The organism is Plantactinospora sp. CA-294935 (genome assembly GCF_050936445.1).
Taxonomy (GTDB): domain Bacteria; phylum Actinomycetota; class Actinomycetes; order Mycobacteriales; family Micromonosporaceae; genus Plantactinospora.
Map to the genome: position 1 here is coordinate 4,458,560 of NZ_JBNJMU010000001.1, position 15,354 is coordinate 4,473,913.

Below are 15,354 nucleotides of genomic sequence, written 5' to 3' on the forward strand. Positions count from 1 at the left end.
CCAGATGACCGAACCACCCCTCCCGGCGCCGGACGACGCGCGCCGGGCAGAACTCGCGGCCAACCTGGCCCGGCTACGGTCCCGGATCGACGCCGCCTGTGCCTCGGCCGGCCGGGATCCGGCCGACGTGACCATGGTCGCGGTGACCAAGACCTACCCGGCTTCCGACGTGGCGCTTCTGGCCGAGCTGGGCGTACGCGACGTGGGGGAGAACCGCGACCAGGAGGCCGCGCCGAAGGCTGCCGAGGTGGCAGCGACCGGTGCCCGGGTGCGCTGGCACTTCGTCGGGCAGCTCCAGCGCAACAAGGCCCGCTCGGTGGTCCGGTACGCCGACCTGGTGCACTCGGTGGACAGCGTACGGCTGGCGGGCGCCCTCGCCGACGCGGCGGAGCGGCACCGGGAGCGCCCGCTGGACGTGCTGGTCCAGGTCAACCTGGACGGTGCGGCCGACCGGGGCGGTGCACTGGTCGCGGGTAACGACCCGGACCGGGGGGTCGGCGCGGTCGCCGCGGCGGTGGCCGGGTCGGATCGGCTGCGCCTGGGCGGGGTGATGGCGGTCGCCCCGCTCGGAGTGGATCCGGAGCCCGCCTTCGCCACGTTGGCCGGGGTCGCCGCCGCGCTGCGGGCCGAATATCCGGGGGCGGTCGCGGTGTCGGCCGGGATGAGCGGTGACCTGGAGGCGGCGATCGCACACGGCGCGACACATGTGCGGATCGGCAGCGCGTTGCTCGGAATGCGTAGCACGCTGCGGTAGCCTGACAACCGGACACCAAACTACATCAGTGTTGTTTGAGGCGGCATCCCCACTGGCGGGGGTCGGGGTGAGACCGGTTTCACGGTCGTGCCGGGGGTTGCCGTCTCGGGCCGGTGGGCACTGCAGTGTTCACGCGCGTGACAGGGGCACGGCACGGGGGGTGTGTGTCGCACGGCGGACGGAGGGGCGCGGGATGGGTGCACTGCGCAAGGCGGGGGTCTGGCTCGGCCTCGTCGAGGAGGACGACGAGCGGGCCTACGACGACGGTGGCTACGAGAAGAGTGGCTACCGCGAGTCGCGTTACCGGCAGAGCCGGTACGCCGACGAGTTCGCCGACGAGGACGAGGAGCAGGACGAGGCGCCACCGCCCCGGCCCCGGGCCGGTGAGCGGACCCGGCTGGCCGAGCGCAACGTCGGCCGTTCCGTCGAGCACGACCGTGCCGACGGTGACCGTCCGGAGCGGACTGAGCGCGCAGAGCGATCCAGCGTACGGTCGATCAGCCGGCCGAGCAGCGCCGAGCCGTCCACCGCGCTGACGTACCAGACCCGGGACAATCTCGCGTTGGCCCCGCAGGCCCAGGTGCGCGAGCGACCGGTGCCTGTCGAGCAGCCGGAGCAGCGCTACCAGATCACGACGCTGCACGTCACGACCTACCGTGAGGGCCGCACCATCGGCGAGCACTTCCGGGACGGCGTTCCGGTGATCATCAACCTCACCGAGATGGACGAGGCCGATGCCCGCCGATTGGTCGATTTCGCCGCCGGTCTGGCGTTCGGGCTGCGCGGTACGATCGAGCGCGTGACCAACCGGGTGTTCCTACTCTCACCGGCTAACGTCCAGGTCACCGCGGAGGACAAGGCCAAGATCGCTGAGGGTGGGTTTTTCAGCCTGAGCTAGCCCGACCGAGGGATCCGCCTGCCGTGTTTCTACCCATCCTGTTTCAGGTCCTCTACCTGATTCTCTACGTCTTCCTCCTGGTGCTTTTGGCCCGGTTTGTCCTAAGTGCCGTTCTGCAGTACGGTCGTCGCTGGCAGCCGAGCCGGGGGGCGGCGGCAGGAATGGAGTCGGTGTGGAGCGTCACTGATCCGCCTCTCAAGGCGTTGAGGCGTGTGATCCCTCCATTGCGAATTGGTACCGTGAGCATCGACCTGGCCTCCCTTGTGCTCCTGGTTATCCTGTTCGTGCTGATGGAGTTCGTGTTAAGGCCGTTGATCTTCAGTTGAACAACCTGGTGACCGGCGTGCCGCGCGGCCGCAACTGACCCGAGGAGTTTCGATGCCGCTGACCCCGGCCGACGTGCACAACGTCGCCTTCAAGAAGCCGCCTATCGGCAAGCGGGGGTATGACGAGGAGGAAGTCGACGCGTTTCTGGACGAGGTCGAGCGCGAGCTCGCCCGTCTGATCGAAGAGAACAACGAACTGCGCGCCCAGGTGGAGCGCGGCGGCCGAGGCGGCGCACCAGCCGGCCCGGGCCCCGACCCACGCCTGGCCGCCGAGCTCAACGACGTCAAGGCCCAGCTCGACCGGGTGCAGCGGGACAAGGCCCAGGCCGAGCAGGCCGCCCGGGCGATGCAGGCCGAGCTGGAGCAGGTCCGGGCCCAGGGCGGCCCGGCGGTCGGCGGCGGCGACGGGGAGCAGCAGGCTCTCCGGGTGCTGATGATGGCGCAGCGCACGGCGGACGACCACGTCTCCGACGCGCGCCGCGAGGCGGACCAGCTCCTCTCCGAGGCGCGGACCAAGGCCGAGGAGGTCACCCGCGAGGCGCGGGCCAAGGCCGACGCGCTGGAGCGGGACGCCCGCCAGCGGCACCAGGAGGCCATGGGCGGCCTGGACGCCAAGCGCACCGCGCTGCAGAAGCACATCGAGGAACTCAAGCAGTTCGAGCGCGAGTACCGCACCCGGCTCAAGGCGTACCTGGAGAGCCAGTTGCGTGACCTCGACGGGCGTGGCCAGGGCCTTGAGGTGGAGATGACCCGGACCGACGGCAATCGGTCCGGCGGCAGCACCCCCGGCCTCGCCACCGCGGGCCTGGCGAACTCGTACGGCGGGAGCGGGCGCTCCGGCGCGCTCGAGACCGGGCGCTGATCCCGTCAGGGACCAACGTCGTACGACAGGACGCCGTACGACAACCGGAACCGATGCGTCGGGGGTGAGCCGTGATAGTCGGCAGTCTGGTGCTCATCCTCGCCGCCGTCGCGCTGCTGGTGCTCGGCCTGGGGAGCGGGTCGAGCGGGCTGCTGATCAGCTCGATCGCGGTCAGCCTGCTGGCCGCCGTCGCGCTGGTGGTGGGCGCCCGGCAGGCGGCCGGGATGCGGGGCGCGGCCAGCGGCTTCGCCCCGGACGGGCTCGATGACGACGGGCGGGCCGCGCGTGGCGGCGGCGAGGCGGGCGAGACCCGCCGTCGCCGGCCACCGACCGGCCCCCGGATGGCACCGACCGACCCCCGCCTCGGCGGCAACGGCGGGGCCGATCCGTTCCCCGAGAGCGGGTCGGTGCAGACCGAGCCCGTCGAGGTCACGGTTCCCGCCCAGGCCACCCGGCCCGGCGCCGACAACGACGACACCGGCTGGCGGCAACCGGCCGGCGCGTCGGAGGGGCCCGCGGCCGGTCCGGTCGGCCAAGGCGAGCCGGACGACGACGTCCCGGCGGACGAGCCGGCACCCCAGCCGGTCTCCGAGGCCGACGCCGCGCTGGTCGCCGCGCTGCTCGACGACGTGTACGTGGTCGACGGCCGGCCGCGTTACCACCTCGCCGACTGTCCACACCTGTCCGGTCGGGAGAGCGAACCGCTTCCGGTGAGCGAGGCGGTGGAGCTCGGCTTCACCCCGTGTGGGCGCTGCGAGCCGGACACTGCCCTGCTCACCGATGCGCACCAGGGCTGACGGCCGGGCGCCGGTGGCTTCCGGCGTGTCGGGGGCGCGGACGGTTCCGGTGTGCCCGACGTGACCGAGCCCGCAGCGCTGACCGTCGCGGTCCGGGTCAAGCCCGGCGCGTCCCGGGCCCGGGTCGGCGGCCGGTTCGACGGCCCGTACGGGCCCGCGCTGGTGATCGCCGTGCATCCGCCGGCGGCCGACGGCCGGGCCACCGAGGCGGCCCGGCGGGCGCTCGCCGAGGCGCTCCGGCTGCGACCGGCGGCGGTCAGCCTGCGTACCGGCGCGGCCAGCCGGGACAAACTCTTCCTGGTCGACAGGGCCGATCCCGACATCGACGCGCGGTTGCGCCAACTGCGCGACGGACCCGTGCGGTGAACCTTCTGCCACCTCCGCTCGGGCTCTGCCGTGGCCGCGAGTCGGGGCGGATACGCCGAGCGGTCCAGGTCGACGAACGCACAGCGCTCGCCCGGCCCCGTGCGCGGCGGCCGTGACCGACCGGCTCGACGTCGCCCTGCTGATCGGCGCGGCGGTCCTGCTCGTCGCGGTCGGCGCGGTCCGGCTCTCGACCCGGCTCGGTGTGCCGAGCCTGCTGGTCTATCTCGCCATCGGGGTGGTGATCGGCGAGTCCGGCCTCGGCATCCGGTTCGACGACGCCGAGTTGACCCGGGCGCTCGGCTTCTGCGCGCTGATCGTGATCATCGCCGAGGGCGGCCTGACCGCCAGGTGGAGCACGCTGCGACCGGTACTCGGCATCTCCGTCACGCTGGCCACCGTCGGGGTGGTGGTCAGCATCGCGGTGGTCGGGGTGGTGGTGCATGCCCTGCTCGGCCTGGACTGGCGGCTCGCGCTGCTCTACGGCGCGGTGCTCTCCTCCACCGACGCGGCGGCGGTCTTCGCCACGCTGCGCTGGCTGCGGCTGCCGCGCCGGCTGGTGGCCACCCTGGAGGCCGAGTCGGGGATGAACGACGCCCCGGTGGTACTGCTGGTGGTGCTGCTCTCCACCTCGTCACTGGCCGGCCACGTCTGGTGGTACGAGGTGCTGCTGGTCTGCTACGAGCTCGCCGTCGGCGCCGTACTCGGCTTCGGGGTGGGGATGCTCGGGCGGTGGACGCTGCGCCGGGCCGCCCTGCCGTCCTCCGGGCTCTATCCGATCGCCGCGGTCGGCCTCACCGTGCTGGCGTACGGGGTGGCGACCGTGCTGCACGCCTCCGGCTTCATCGCGGTCTACGTCGCCGGGGTGGTGCTCGGCAACTCGCGGTTGCCGCACCGGCAGGCGATCCTCGGCTTCGCCGACGGGCTGGCCTGGCTGGCCCAGATCGGCCTGTTCGTGCTGCTCGGCCTGCTCAGCGCGCCGGGCCGGCTGGAGGACGCGCTGCTGCCCGCCGTGGTCGCCGGGCTGGCGCTGACCTTCCTGGCCCGGCCGCTTTCGGTACTGGTCAGCGTGACCGGGTTCCGGGTGGGTCCGCGGGAGCAGGCGTTCCTGTCCTGGGCCGGGCTGCGCGGTGCGGTGCCGATCGTGCTGGCCACGATCCCGCTCTCCGAGGGGTTGCCCGGCGCCGCCCAGCTCTTCGACACCGTCTTCGTGCTGGTGGTGATCTTCACGCTGGTGCAGGCCGGCACCCTTGGCCCGGTGGCCCGCCGGCTGGGCATCGCCGCCCCGGCCGAGCTGACCGAACTGCGGGTGGAGACCGCTCCGCTGGAACGGATGCAGGCGGACCTGTTGCAGTTGGAGATCCCGCCGGGCTCCCGGCTGGTCGGCGTACATCTGGACGAGCTGCGGCTTCCGGTGGGTGCCTCGGTCACCCTGGTCTCCCGGGACGGTGTCGGGTTCGTGCCCGCCCCGGACACCCGGCTGAAGGTCGGTGACAGCCTGTTGATCGTGGCCACCGCCCGGGTCCGGGACGAGGTCGAGCGCCGGCTGCGGGCGGTGAACCGGCGCGGTCGGCTGGCCCGGTGGTTTGGGGAGCACGGCGACGATCGCAACAAATAGTGCTATTGTTCCTTTTGCCCGGTTTACGGATTATTACGGGTTGAAATCGGTAACATCGGTGCGGCATGTTGTCGGACGTCTGTACGTTCCGTATTCTTGCCAACCTCCGGAGTGCGCGGCGTCCCGCCGCGCGCCCGTTTTGCAATTGGGGGACGTCGTGGTCGGACGGGCGAGGGTCGGAGGCAAGACAACCGGAATGTCCGGTTCGTCGCTCGCGCCCGACACCGCCCGGCAGCCCCGCACCGCCGCGCGGCATCGGCGACCGGCGCCCCCGGGACCCGGTGACGGTGGATCCCGTCGCCGGCAGCACCCCACCGGTCGCGCCCGCCGGAGCGACCGCACCGCGCAGGACCCGCCGGACCGTCACGGGAGCGTCGGAGGTTCCTGTCCAGGCACGGCCGATCGCCGCGGAGTCCGCGGCCGAGGGAGCGACGATGGCTAAGCCAGCAGAGACCAGGACCGCCGGCCGCAAGTCGGCACCGAAGACGTCGCGCAGCGCCGCGGAGACCGAGAAGATCCGCGCCGCACTGGCGGCCCGCCGGGACGAACTCCGTGCCGAGTACGATCAGACGCTGAGCGAGATCACCGAGCTGCAGCGCGACCGGTTGACCGACTCGGCCGGGGACGACCAGGCCGACACCGGCACCAAGACGTTCGAGCGGGAGCAGGAGATCTCCCTCGCCAACAGCATCCTGGAACGCATCACCCAGGTGGAGCGGGCCCTGGAGCGGCTTGACGAGGGCAGCTACGGCTGGTGCGAGCGGTGCGGCAATCCGATCCCGGTGGAGCGGCTCGCCGCGTTCCCCTCCGCCACGCTGTGCGTCTCGTGCAAGCAGTTGGAGGAGCGCCGGTGAGCCCCACCGGGTGGTGAATGGAGGAAAGGGACTCCTGCTGAACATCGACGACGAGCGGACGACCAACGACGACGGGCCGACCGCCGAGGCCCTGGCGAGCGGGTCCGGGCCGGATCGAGCCACCCCGGGGCGGACCCGGCGGGTGGCCGTCACGGTACTGCTGGCCACCGCCGTACTGGCCTGGCTCGCCGATCTCGGCACGAAGCACCTCGCCCTGGCGGCCCTGACCGACCGGGACCCGGTACGCCTGCTCGGCGGCGCGGTCTATCTGACCCTGACCCGCAACAGCGGAGCGGCGTTCAGTCTTGCCTCCGACCACACCTGGGTCTTCCCGCTGGTCACCGCCGGGGTGATCGGCTGGATCGGCTGGATGGCGGCCCGGCTGCGCTCGCTGCCCTGGGCCATCTCGCTCGGTCTGGTGCTCGGCGGTGCCCTCGGTAACCTGACCGACCGGATCTTCCGGGCCCCCGGTCCCTTCGTCGGGCACGTCGTCGACATGGTCAGCCTCTTCGACCCGTACGGGCAGATCTGGCCGATCTTCAACCTGGCGGACAGCGCCCTGGTCAGCGGCGTCGTCCTGGCGGTGCTGCTGGAACTGGGCGGCCGGCAGCGGGACGGCACCCGGCTGCGCTCCCGGCCGGAGAGCACCGACCCGGGTTCGGGCACGCCGTCGAGCGGGTCCGGGCGGGACGGGTCCGGAGCCGAGCCGGCCGCCGGGGCGCCGACCGAGTCCTCGACAGCCGTCGGGGCGTCGGTCGAGTCCTCGACAGCCGTCGGGGCGTCGCCCGAGTCCCCGACAGTCCCAGGAGCCTCGGCCGAGCCCGCCGCGGCCGCCGGGGCGCCGACCGATTCCGCGCCGGCCGGGAGCCGGACCTCCGCGCCGGCCGGGAGCCGGACCGAGGCCGAGACCGAGCGACGGGACCTGTCGTGACCTCAATCTCCGACGCGGGTCCGGTGCGGCCCGCCGGCGACCGCCGCTCCCTGCCGGTACCCGACGGACTCGACGGCATGCGCCTGGACCAGGCGGTGTCCCGGCTCTTCGGCCTTTCCCGCACCGTGGCGGCGGCGCTGGTCGAGGCCGGTGACGCCCTCGTCGACGGTGCCGCCCGGCCCAAGTCCGACCGGGTCTCGGCCGGCTCGTGGCTGGAGGTGGTGCTGCCCGCGCCGCCCACCGCCCCGACCGTCATCGCCGAGACCGTGCCCGGGCTGCGGGTGGTCTACTCCGACGACGACATCGTGGTGGTCGACAAGCCGGTCGGGGTGGCGGCGCATCCGAGCCCGGGGTGGACCGGGCCGACGGTGATCGGCGGGTTGGCCGCGCTCGGGCACACCATCGCGACCAGCGGTGCCGCCGAGCGGCAGGGCGTCGTGCACCGGCTGGACGTCGGCACCACCGGCGTGATGGTGGTGGCCAAGAGCGAGCAGGCGTACAGCCTGCTGAAACGGGCGTTCAAGGCACGCGAGGTGGAGAAGCGCTACCACGCGGTGGTGCAGGGCCACCTGGACCCGCTGCGCGGCACGGTCGACGCGCCGATCGACCGGCACCCGACCCACGACTACCGCTGGGCGGTGGTGGCCGACGGCAAGCCGAGCATCACCCACTACGACACCCTGGAGGCGTTTCCGGCGGCCAGCCTGCTCGACGTACGGCTGGAGACCGGGCGTACGCACCAGATCCGGGTACACCTCTCCACCCTGCGGCACCCCTGTGTCGGTGATCTGACATACGGTGCCGATCCCACCCTGGCGGCCCGGCTCCGGCTCACCCGGCAGTGGCTGCACGCCCGCGAGTTGGCCTTCGCGCACCCCCGGACGGCCGAGCAGGTCCGGTTCGTCAGCGACTACCCTGACGACCTGGAAGTTGCACTCCGCATCCTGCGCGACTGACCGACCGGCAGGGATCACCCGACGAGGGAGTTCGTCCGTGCGCCTCGGCGACCTGTTGCGACAGTTGGACAGCCGACTGTTGCCGCCCCTGGCCCGGGGCATGGCCCGGCTCGGGCACGGCCGGCCGCGGCTGCGGCTGCTGGCCACGGTCGCGCTGTTCTGCTCGGCGGCCGTACTGGTCACCGCCGTGTGGGCGGCCGATCGGCGGCCGGCCGGCGACCAGACCGTCGGCGAGGTCACCCGGGTCGGGGTGGTGCAGGGCGAGTCCATCCCCGGTTACCTGGAGGCGACCCGGGGAGAGCTGCGGTCGCTGGTCGCGGCCGGCGCGGCCGACCCGGCGCGGCCGACGTACGCCCTGGTGACCATGTCGGCCTACCTGGCGCCGGACCGGCTGACCCCGGTGCTGACCGGGATCGGTGTCTCGGAGGTCTTCGCCCGGCTGTGGCGCCCCGGCACCCAGACCGAGATCGTGCGCATCCCGGCCCTGCGCCTCCCGGACGACGTGGTCGCCGGGATGTCGGAGGTCGCGGCGCGCAAGGACCGGGAGGCCCGGGACTACCAGGAGCGGGCCGCCGGGGTCACCGGCGAGGGGCCGCAGGAGCAGGAGCTGCGCCGGTTCTACTCCAGTGGTGCCCGGGTCGCCGACGAGGAGGCCACCGCCTACCGGGCCCGGTGCTCGTGCGTCTACGCCGCCGTGGTGCGGGGCGAACCGGCCACGCTGGAGCGGATCGCCGCCCGACCCGAGGTACGTGCGGTGGACCCGGCGCCGGAGGTGCAGCGGCTGGACCGTACCGTCTTCACACCGCCGCTGCCCGAGCAGAAGGACGTGGCGCGTCCGCCGGCCGACGTGAGCCTGCCGGCGATCGACGCTGACGGTACCGACGGGCCGGACGCCGGAGGTGAGCCGGACCGGGCCGTCCCGACGACCTCGGCCGGCCCGGCGGCCGATTCGCCCGTCGCTCCGCCGGCCGTCGTGACCCCCGGCCCGGGCGGTCCCGGTGCGACCGAACCGCCGCCCACCCTGGACCCGCCGCCGGACCCGACAGCCGGATCGCCGCCGGTCGAGATACCGTCGGACCGGCCGCCGGTCGAGGCACCCCCGGCCGACCTGGCCACCATCGGGGGGAGCGGCGGAACATGACAGTGGACGGCAAGATGGACGTCTTCGCCGGCGGGCACGCCGACGGCGGTGGATGCGCTCCTAAGGTGGCCCGAATAGGGTTTGCTTCGTAGCCTGTCAGGGCGGGGACCGATGGTGCTGGGAGGGGCGAGCCGTGGACGGCACCGAGACCGGCTGGGGCCGGCCGGCAGAATCAGCGCCGCGTTGGCGGGCGCTGCTCGACCGGGCCCTGCACGGTGGCCGGACCGACGAGCAGCAGGTTCTCGACGAACGACCCGGCTCCGAACCGGCCGCCGAGGGCGGCCACGCCGCCGGCCGGCTCGCCGGTAACGGTTATCCCGGCAGGCCGGAGGCGGACCCCCGGACGTCCACTCCCGGCCACCCGCCCGCGCCCGGATATCCGCCCGCGCCCGGCTACGGCGGGGCCGGTCATCCGGGCGAGTCCCGCTACGCCGCGCTGGAGGACGGCTACCGGCCCGATCCCGGCTTCGGTGCCGGGCGACCGGCCGACTCCGGCTACCGGCCCGGCCCGGGTCATCCCGCCGAGCCGGGCGTCCGGCCCGGCCCGGACTACCGGTCGGGCGCCGACCGGCGGGAGCCCGACCATCCACCCGGCGGCTACCGGTCCGACCTCGGCTACCGGCCCGACCCCGGCCATCGACCCGAGCCGATGGAGCCCTACCGGCCCGAGTCGGCCGGCCCGGACTATCCGGGCGAGTCCCGCTACGCGGCGCTCGGCAGCGGCTACCAGCCTCCGCCGCCGGTGGTGCCGGGGCCGCGACCGGCCCTGCCGAGCCCGCCGCCCCCGGCCCGCCGCCCCGACCCGGGGGCCGCGCCGGCCCTGCCGCAGCGGGCGGTGCCGCCCCCCGCCACCGGTCGGTCGGTTCCGGCGCCGCGTACCGCGCTGGCGCCGCCGGCCGCACCGTCGATGGCCCCGCCACCCGGCCCGACACCGCCGCATCCGCCGGCCGCCGGGTATCCGGCGGGAGACGTCGGGTACGCCCCGGTCGCCCGTCGGGCCAGCGTCGAGCCCTATCCGAGCCGGCAACAGCGCTCGGCCGACCCGGAGGTGGAACGCGCCCGCAACGTGCTCCGCCGGGAACTCGGCTCACCCCGGGTGGTCGCCTTCGCCAATCCGAAGGGCGGGGTGCACAAGACCACGGCGACGGTGCTGGCCGCCGCGACGGTGGGCAGCGTACGCGGCCGTGGCGTGCTCGCCTGGGACGACAACGAACTGCGCGGCACCCTCGGCCTGCGGGCCGGCAGCGCCCGGCACGCCCGGACGATCCGGCACCTGGTCGCCGACCTGATCGAGATCGAGGCGCTGCCCAGCACCCAGCTCATCGACCGGCTCGACGACTACCTCCGGCACGCCTCCGACGGCTCGTACGACGTGCTGGCCGGCGAGGAGAGCCCCCGGTTCGCCCAGCGCCTCGACCAGCACACCGTCCGGCGGGTGCTGGAGCTGCTCCGCCGCACCCACGACGTGATCTGCGTGGACACCGGCAACAACGTGGAGAGTTCCAACTGGCAGACGGTGCTGCGCGCCGCCGACCAGTTGGTGGTCACCACGGTGCCCCGGGAGGACGCCGCGTTCACCGCCGACTGGATGCTCGACCTGCTGCACGACATCGGGATGAGCGAGCTGGCGGACAACGCGGTCACCCTGCTCTCCTGTCCGACCCCGGGCCGGTCTCCGCTGCTCGACGACCTGTTGCGGCACTTCGCCACCCGGACCCGCGCGGTGGCGGTGGTGCCGTACGACCCGGCGCTGGAGACCGGCTCGTCGATCGAGTACGCCCACCTGGCGCAGGAGACCCGGGACGCCTGGCTCCAGGCGGCGTCGATGATGCTGGAGCCGTTCGCCCGCTGACCCGGCACCGTGCCGTCCGGGCGTGTCCGGTCGCCGGTCCGGCCGGGACGAACGGGTCGGACGACACGCCCGGAGACGGAATGTGGGACACCTCGCCCGGACGGGTGTCAAGCCTGGAGACCGCGCGGCCCTGGGACTAGGCTCGGGGGCCGGTGGTCGCGCGTCGGGGTACGCGCCCTGCCGTCGGGGCACGGATCGTGCCGTCCGGCCTGCGCTCGCCAGGCGCTGCGTGGTGCCGTTTGGGGGATGCGTCGCTGGGTGACCGGCAGCCGCCGTCGACCGTTCGTCGGCGGGCCGGCCGACAGCCGCGTGAGGGAAGGGGGCCCTGGGTGTCTGACTCGTTCGTGCACCTGCATGTGCACACCGAGTATTCGATGCTCGACGGGGCCGCCCGGCTCAAGGAGTTGTTCGCCGAGACCGACCGGCTGGGCATGCCGGCGCTGGCCATGACCGACCACGGCAACCTCTTCGGCGCGTACGACTTCCACAAGCAGGCCACGGCCGCCGGGGTGAAGCCGATCATCGGGGTCGAGTCGTATGTGACTCCGGGGACCGACCGGCGGGAGCGGACCCGGGTCCGTTGGGCGGACGGTGGCGAGAACGACGTCTCCGGTGGTGGTGCGTACACGCACATGACGATGATCGCCGCGGACGTGGATGGTCTGCGGAACCTGTTCCGGCTGAACTCGCGTTCGAGCCTGGAGGGTTACTACTTCAAGCCGCGGGCCGACCGCGAGCTGCTGCACCAGTACGGCAAGGGGATCATCGCCACCACCGGCTGCCCCTCGGGCGAGGTGCAGACCTGGCTGCGGATCGGGAACTTCGACAAGGCGTGCGAGTCGGCGGCCGAGTTCCGGGACATCTTCGGGGCGGAGAACTACTACCTGGAGGTGATGGACCACGGGCTCGACATCGAGACCCGGATCCGTCAGGACCTGATCCGGCTGGGCAAGAAGCTCAACCTGAAGCCGGTGGCCACCAACGACCTGCACTACACGTACGAGAAGGACGCGGAGGCGCACGAGGTGCTGCTCTGCGTGCAGTCCGGCTCGACGCTGGCCGACCCGAAGCGGTTCAAGTTCGACGCCCGGGACTTCTATCTGAAGTCGCCGGCCGAGATGCGCGCGCTGTGGGACTCGGAGGTGCCCGGGGCCTGCGACAGCACGTTGGAGATCGCGGAGCGGATCGGCGACTACTCCGAGCTGTTCGCGCCGCGCAACCTGATGCCGCAGTTCCCGGTGCCGGCGGGGGAGACCGAGGAGACGTTCCTGCGCAAGGAGGTGATGCGCGGGCTGGAGCGGCGGTTCCCGGGCGGGGTGCCGGAGGACCGTCGCCGGCAGGCCGAGTACGAGCTCGACGTCATCCTCAAGATGGGCTTCCCGGGTTACTTCCTGGTCGTCGCCGACCTGGTCGCGTACGCGAAGCGGGAGGGGATCCGGGTCGGGCCGGGGCGTGGTTCGGCGGCGGGTGCGCTGATCGCGTACGCGCTCGGCATCACCGAGCTGGACCCGATGGCGCACGGCCTGCTCTTCGAGCGGTTCCTCAACCCGGATCGTGTGTCGATGCCCGACATCGACATGGACTTCGACGAGCGTAGGCGCGGCGACATGATCCGTTACGCCACCGAGAAGTACGGCGAGGAGCGGGTCGCGCAGATCATCACGTACGGCACGATCAAGGCCAAGGCGGCGATCAAGGACGCGGCCCGGGTCCTGGGTTATCCGTTCGCGATGGGTGACCGGATCACCAAGGCGATGCCCCCGGCGGTGATGGGCAAGGACATCCCGCTCGGCGGCATCTTCGATCCCGGCCACCCCCGTTACCAGGAGGCGGCCGAGTTCCGGCAGCTCTACGACGGCGACGGCGAGGTACGCAAGGTCGTCGACACCGCCAAGGGCCTGGAGGGGTTGAAGCGGCAGTGGGGGGTGCACGCGGCCGGGGTGATCCTGTCCCGGGATCCGCTGGTGGACGTGCTGCCGATCCAGAAGCGGGAGCAGGACGGCTCGATCATCACCCAGTGGGACATGGGTGCCTGCGAGACCATCGGTCTGCTCAAGATGGACTTCCTGGGCCTGCGCAACCTGACCATCATGGACGACGCGCTGGAGGCGATCCGGGAGAACCGGGGCGAGGACCTGGTCCTGGAGGACCTGCCGCTGGACGACAAGGCGACGTACGCGCTGCTCGGCCGGGGCGACACCCTGGGGGTGTTCCAGTTCGACGGCGGTCCGATGCGGGCGCTGCTGCGGTCGATGGCGCCGGACAACTTCGAGGACATCTCCGCGGTCGGCGCGCTCTACCGGCCCGGCCCGATGGGTGCGAACGCGCACAACGAGTACGCCGACCGCAAGAACAACCGCAAGCCGGTGGTGCCGATCCACCCCGAACTCGCCGAGTCCCTGGAAGAGATCCTGGGCGACACCTACGGGCTGATCGTCTACCAGGAGCAGGTCATGGCGATCGCCCAGAAGGTGGCCGGCTACTCGCTCGGCAAGGCCGACCTGCTGCGCCGGGCGATGGGCAAGAAGAAGAAGGAGATCCTCGACAAGGAGTTCGCGCCGTTCGCCGCCGGGATGAAGGACAACGGCTACAGCGACGCGGCGATCAAGACGCTCTGGGACATCCTGGTCCCGTTCTCCGACTACGCGTTCAACAAGGCGCACAGCGCGGCATACGGGGTGGTCTCCTACTGGACCGCCTACCTGAAGGCGAACTATCCGGCGGAGTACATGAGCGCGCTGCTCACCTCCGTCGGCGACGACAAGGACAAGTCGGCGGTCTATCTGGCCGAGTGCCGGCGGATGGGCATCAAGGTGCTGCCGCCGGACGTCAACGAGTCCAGCGCCCGGTTCGCCGCCGTCGGCACCGACATCCGGTTCGGACTGGCCGCCGTCCGCAACGTCGGCACGAACGTGGTCGAGTCGATCCGGCGGTCCCGCAAGGAGAAGGGCAACTTCACCGACTTCTACGACTACCTGCGCAAGGTCGACGCGGTGGCCTGCAACAAGAAGACCGTCGAATCGCTGATCAAGGCGGGTGCGTTCGACTCGCTCGGGCACACCCGCAAGGGGCTGCTCGCCGTGCACACCGACGCGATCGACTCGTTCATCGCGCTCAAGCGCAACGAGGCGGTCGGCCAGTACGACCTCTTCGGCGATGCGTTCGGCGGCGGCGGTGACGGCGGGGCCGGTGGCGGCATGGTGGTGACCCCGCCGATTCCGACCGGCGAGTGGGACAAGACCGACCTGCTCACCTTCGAACGCGAGATGCTCGGCCTCTACGTCTCCGACCACCCTCTCTTCGGCGTCGAGCACGTGCTCGCCGCCGCCGCCGACATGTCCATCGCGGCGCTCGCCGAGGAGGGCGGGGTCGCCGACGGGCAGGTGGTCAACCTGGCCGGCATCCTCTCCGGGGTGCAGCGCCGGATCACCAAGCAGGGCCGGGCCTGGGCCTCGGCCACCCTGGAGGACCTCGGCGGCGCGGTCGAGGTGCTCTTCTTCCCGAACACCTACGAGTTGGTCGGGCAGTACATCGCCGAGGACGCGATCGTGGTGGTCAAGGGCCGGGTCGACCGGCGCGACGACCAGCCCCGGCTGATGGCGATGGACCTGTCGATGCCCGACATCACCGCAGCGGACGAGGTCAAGCCGGTGGTACTGGCCCTGCCGCCGTCCCGCTGCACGCCGCCGCTGGTGGAACGGCTGCGCGAGGTGCTGACCAGCCATCCCGGCTCGGCCGAGGTGCACGTCAAACTCGTCAACGGCTCCCGGGCCACCCTGCTGCGGCTCAGCCCGCTCCGGGTCGCCCCCACCACGGCGCTGATGGCCGACCTCAAGGCGCTGCTCGGGCCGAGCGCCGTCGCGGGCTGAGTCACGCCGAGCCACGCCGACGACCCCCGGCCCGGGACAAACCGCAGCTCCCTGGACACCTCGACAGCCCCCGGACCACGCGACGACGACCGCCGGCCGGGACGGCGCGGTGGGGCGCCGGCCGTGGCGGCAC

The 15,354-nt window shown here is 72.6% G+C and carries 12 protein-coding genes and 1 pseudogene; all 13 read left to right on the forward strand.

Annotated elements, in window-relative coordinates; all coding sequences use genetic code 11:
* Positions 1-4 precede the first annotated feature (4 nt).
* The 13 genes and pseudogenes from ACQEVC_RS19930 to dnaE all read left to right on the forward strand — a co-directional run bounded on the left by ACQEVC_RS19930 (position 5) and on the right by dnaE (position 15,221).
* On the forward strand, positions 5-754 hold the full coding sequence (locus ACQEVC_RS19930) for a YggS family pyridoxal phosphate-dependent enzyme (RefSeq protein WP_432879611.1): 750 nt from the start codon (positions 5-7) through the stop codon (positions 752-754).
* 193 nt (positions 755-947) lie between these two features.
* On the forward strand, positions 948-1,652 hold the full coding sequence (locus ACQEVC_RS19935) for a cell division protein SepF (RefSeq protein ID WP_432879614.1): 705 nt from the start codon (positions 948-950) through the stop codon (positions 1,650-1,652).
* A 23-nt stretch (positions 1,653-1,675) separates the two neighbouring features.
* Positions 1,676-1,978, forward strand: a complete 303-nt coding sequence (locus ACQEVC_RS19940; protein WP_432879616.1) for a YggT family protein — start codon at positions 1,676-1,678, stop codon at positions 1,976-1,978.
* 52 nt (positions 1,979-2,030) lie between these two features.
* A complete protein-coding gene (locus ACQEVC_RS19945) occupies positions 2,031-2,840 on the forward strand; it encodes a DivIVA domain-containing protein (protein WP_346262500.1) in 810 nt (269 codons plus the stop codon).
* A gap of 71 nt (positions 2,841-2,911) precedes the next feature.
* A complete protein-coding gene (locus tag ACQEVC_RS19950; RefSeq protein ID WP_432879619.1) occupies positions 2,912-3,637 on the forward strand; it encodes a hypothetical protein in 726 nt (241 codons plus the stop codon).
* A 60-nt stretch (positions 3,638-3,697) separates the two neighbouring features.
* Positions 3,698-4,003, forward strand: coding sequence for a DUF167 domain-containing protein (locus tag ACQEVC_RS19955; protein WP_432879621.1), 306 nt, complete (start codon positions 3,698-3,700; stop codon positions 4,001-4,003).
* A 112-nt stretch (positions 4,004-4,115) separates the two neighbouring features.
* The gene (locus ACQEVC_RS19960) at positions 4,116-5,618 is read left to right on the forward strand and encodes a potassium/proton antiporter (RefSeq protein WP_432879623.1); all 1,503 of its coding nucleotides are present in this window, start codon (positions 4,116-4,118) and stop codon (positions 5,616-5,618) included.
* 434 nt (positions 5,619-6,052) lie between these two features.
* The gene (locus ACQEVC_RS19965; protein ID WP_101367140.1) at positions 6,053-6,472 is read left to right on the forward strand and encodes a TraR/DksA family transcriptional regulator; all 420 of its coding nucleotides are present in this window, start codon (positions 6,053-6,055) and stop codon (positions 6,470-6,472) included.
* 91 nt (positions 6,473-6,563) lie between these two features.
* Positions 6,564-7,100, forward strand: a pseudogene (gene lspA, locus ACQEVC_RS19970) (signal peptidase II); the annotation flags it as partial.
* 380 nt (positions 7,101-7,480) lie between these two features.
* Positions 7,481-8,359: an RluA family pseudouridine synthase gene (locus ACQEVC_RS19975; RefSeq protein WP_432891573.1), complete on the forward strand. Its 879-nt coding sequence runs from the start codon at positions 7,481-7,483 to the stop codon at positions 8,357-8,359.
* Positions 8,360-8,396: 37 nt separating this feature from the next.
* Positions 8,397-9,500, forward strand: coding sequence for a hypothetical protein (locus ACQEVC_RS19980; protein WP_432879627.1), 1,104 nt, complete (start codon positions 8,397-8,399; stop codon positions 9,498-9,500).
* Between the two features lie 133 nt (positions 9,501-9,633).
* Positions 9,634-11,352 carry an AAA family ATPase gene (locus ACQEVC_RS19985; RefSeq protein ID WP_432879629.1) on the forward strand — a complete coding sequence of 573 codons (1,719 nt, stop codon included), beginning with the start codon at positions 9,634-9,636 and terminating at the stop codon, positions 11,350-11,352.
* A gap of 329 nt (positions 11,353-11,681) precedes the next feature.
* On the forward strand, positions 11,682-15,221 hold the full coding sequence (dnaE, locus tag ACQEVC_RS19990) for a DNA polymerase III subunit alpha (protein WP_432879632.1): 3,540 nt from the start codon (positions 11,682-11,684) through the stop codon (positions 15,219-15,221).
* Positions 15,222-15,354 lie beyond the last annotated feature (133 nt).

Coding starts and splice junctions, on each gene's coding strand:
- ACQEVC_RS19930 (WP_432879611.1), top strand. CDS start 5: ATGACCGAACCACCCCTCCCGGCGCCGGACGACGCGCGCCGGGCAGAA.
- ACQEVC_RS19935 (WP_432879614.1), top strand. CDS start 948: ATGGGTGCACTGCGCAAGGCGGGGGTCTGGCTCGGCCTCGTCGAGGAG.
- ACQEVC_RS19945 (WP_346262500.1), top strand. CDS start 2,031: ATGCCGCTGACCCCGGCCGACGTGCACAACGTCGCCTTCAAGAAGCCG.
- ACQEVC_RS19965 (WP_101367140.1), top strand. CDS start 6,053: ATGGCTAAGCCAGCAGAGACCAGGACCGCCGGCCGCAAGTCGGCACCG.
- ACQEVC_RS19975 (WP_432891573.1), top strand. CDS start 7,481: ATGCGCCTGGACCAGGCGGTGTCCCGGCTCTTCGGCCTTTCCCGCACC.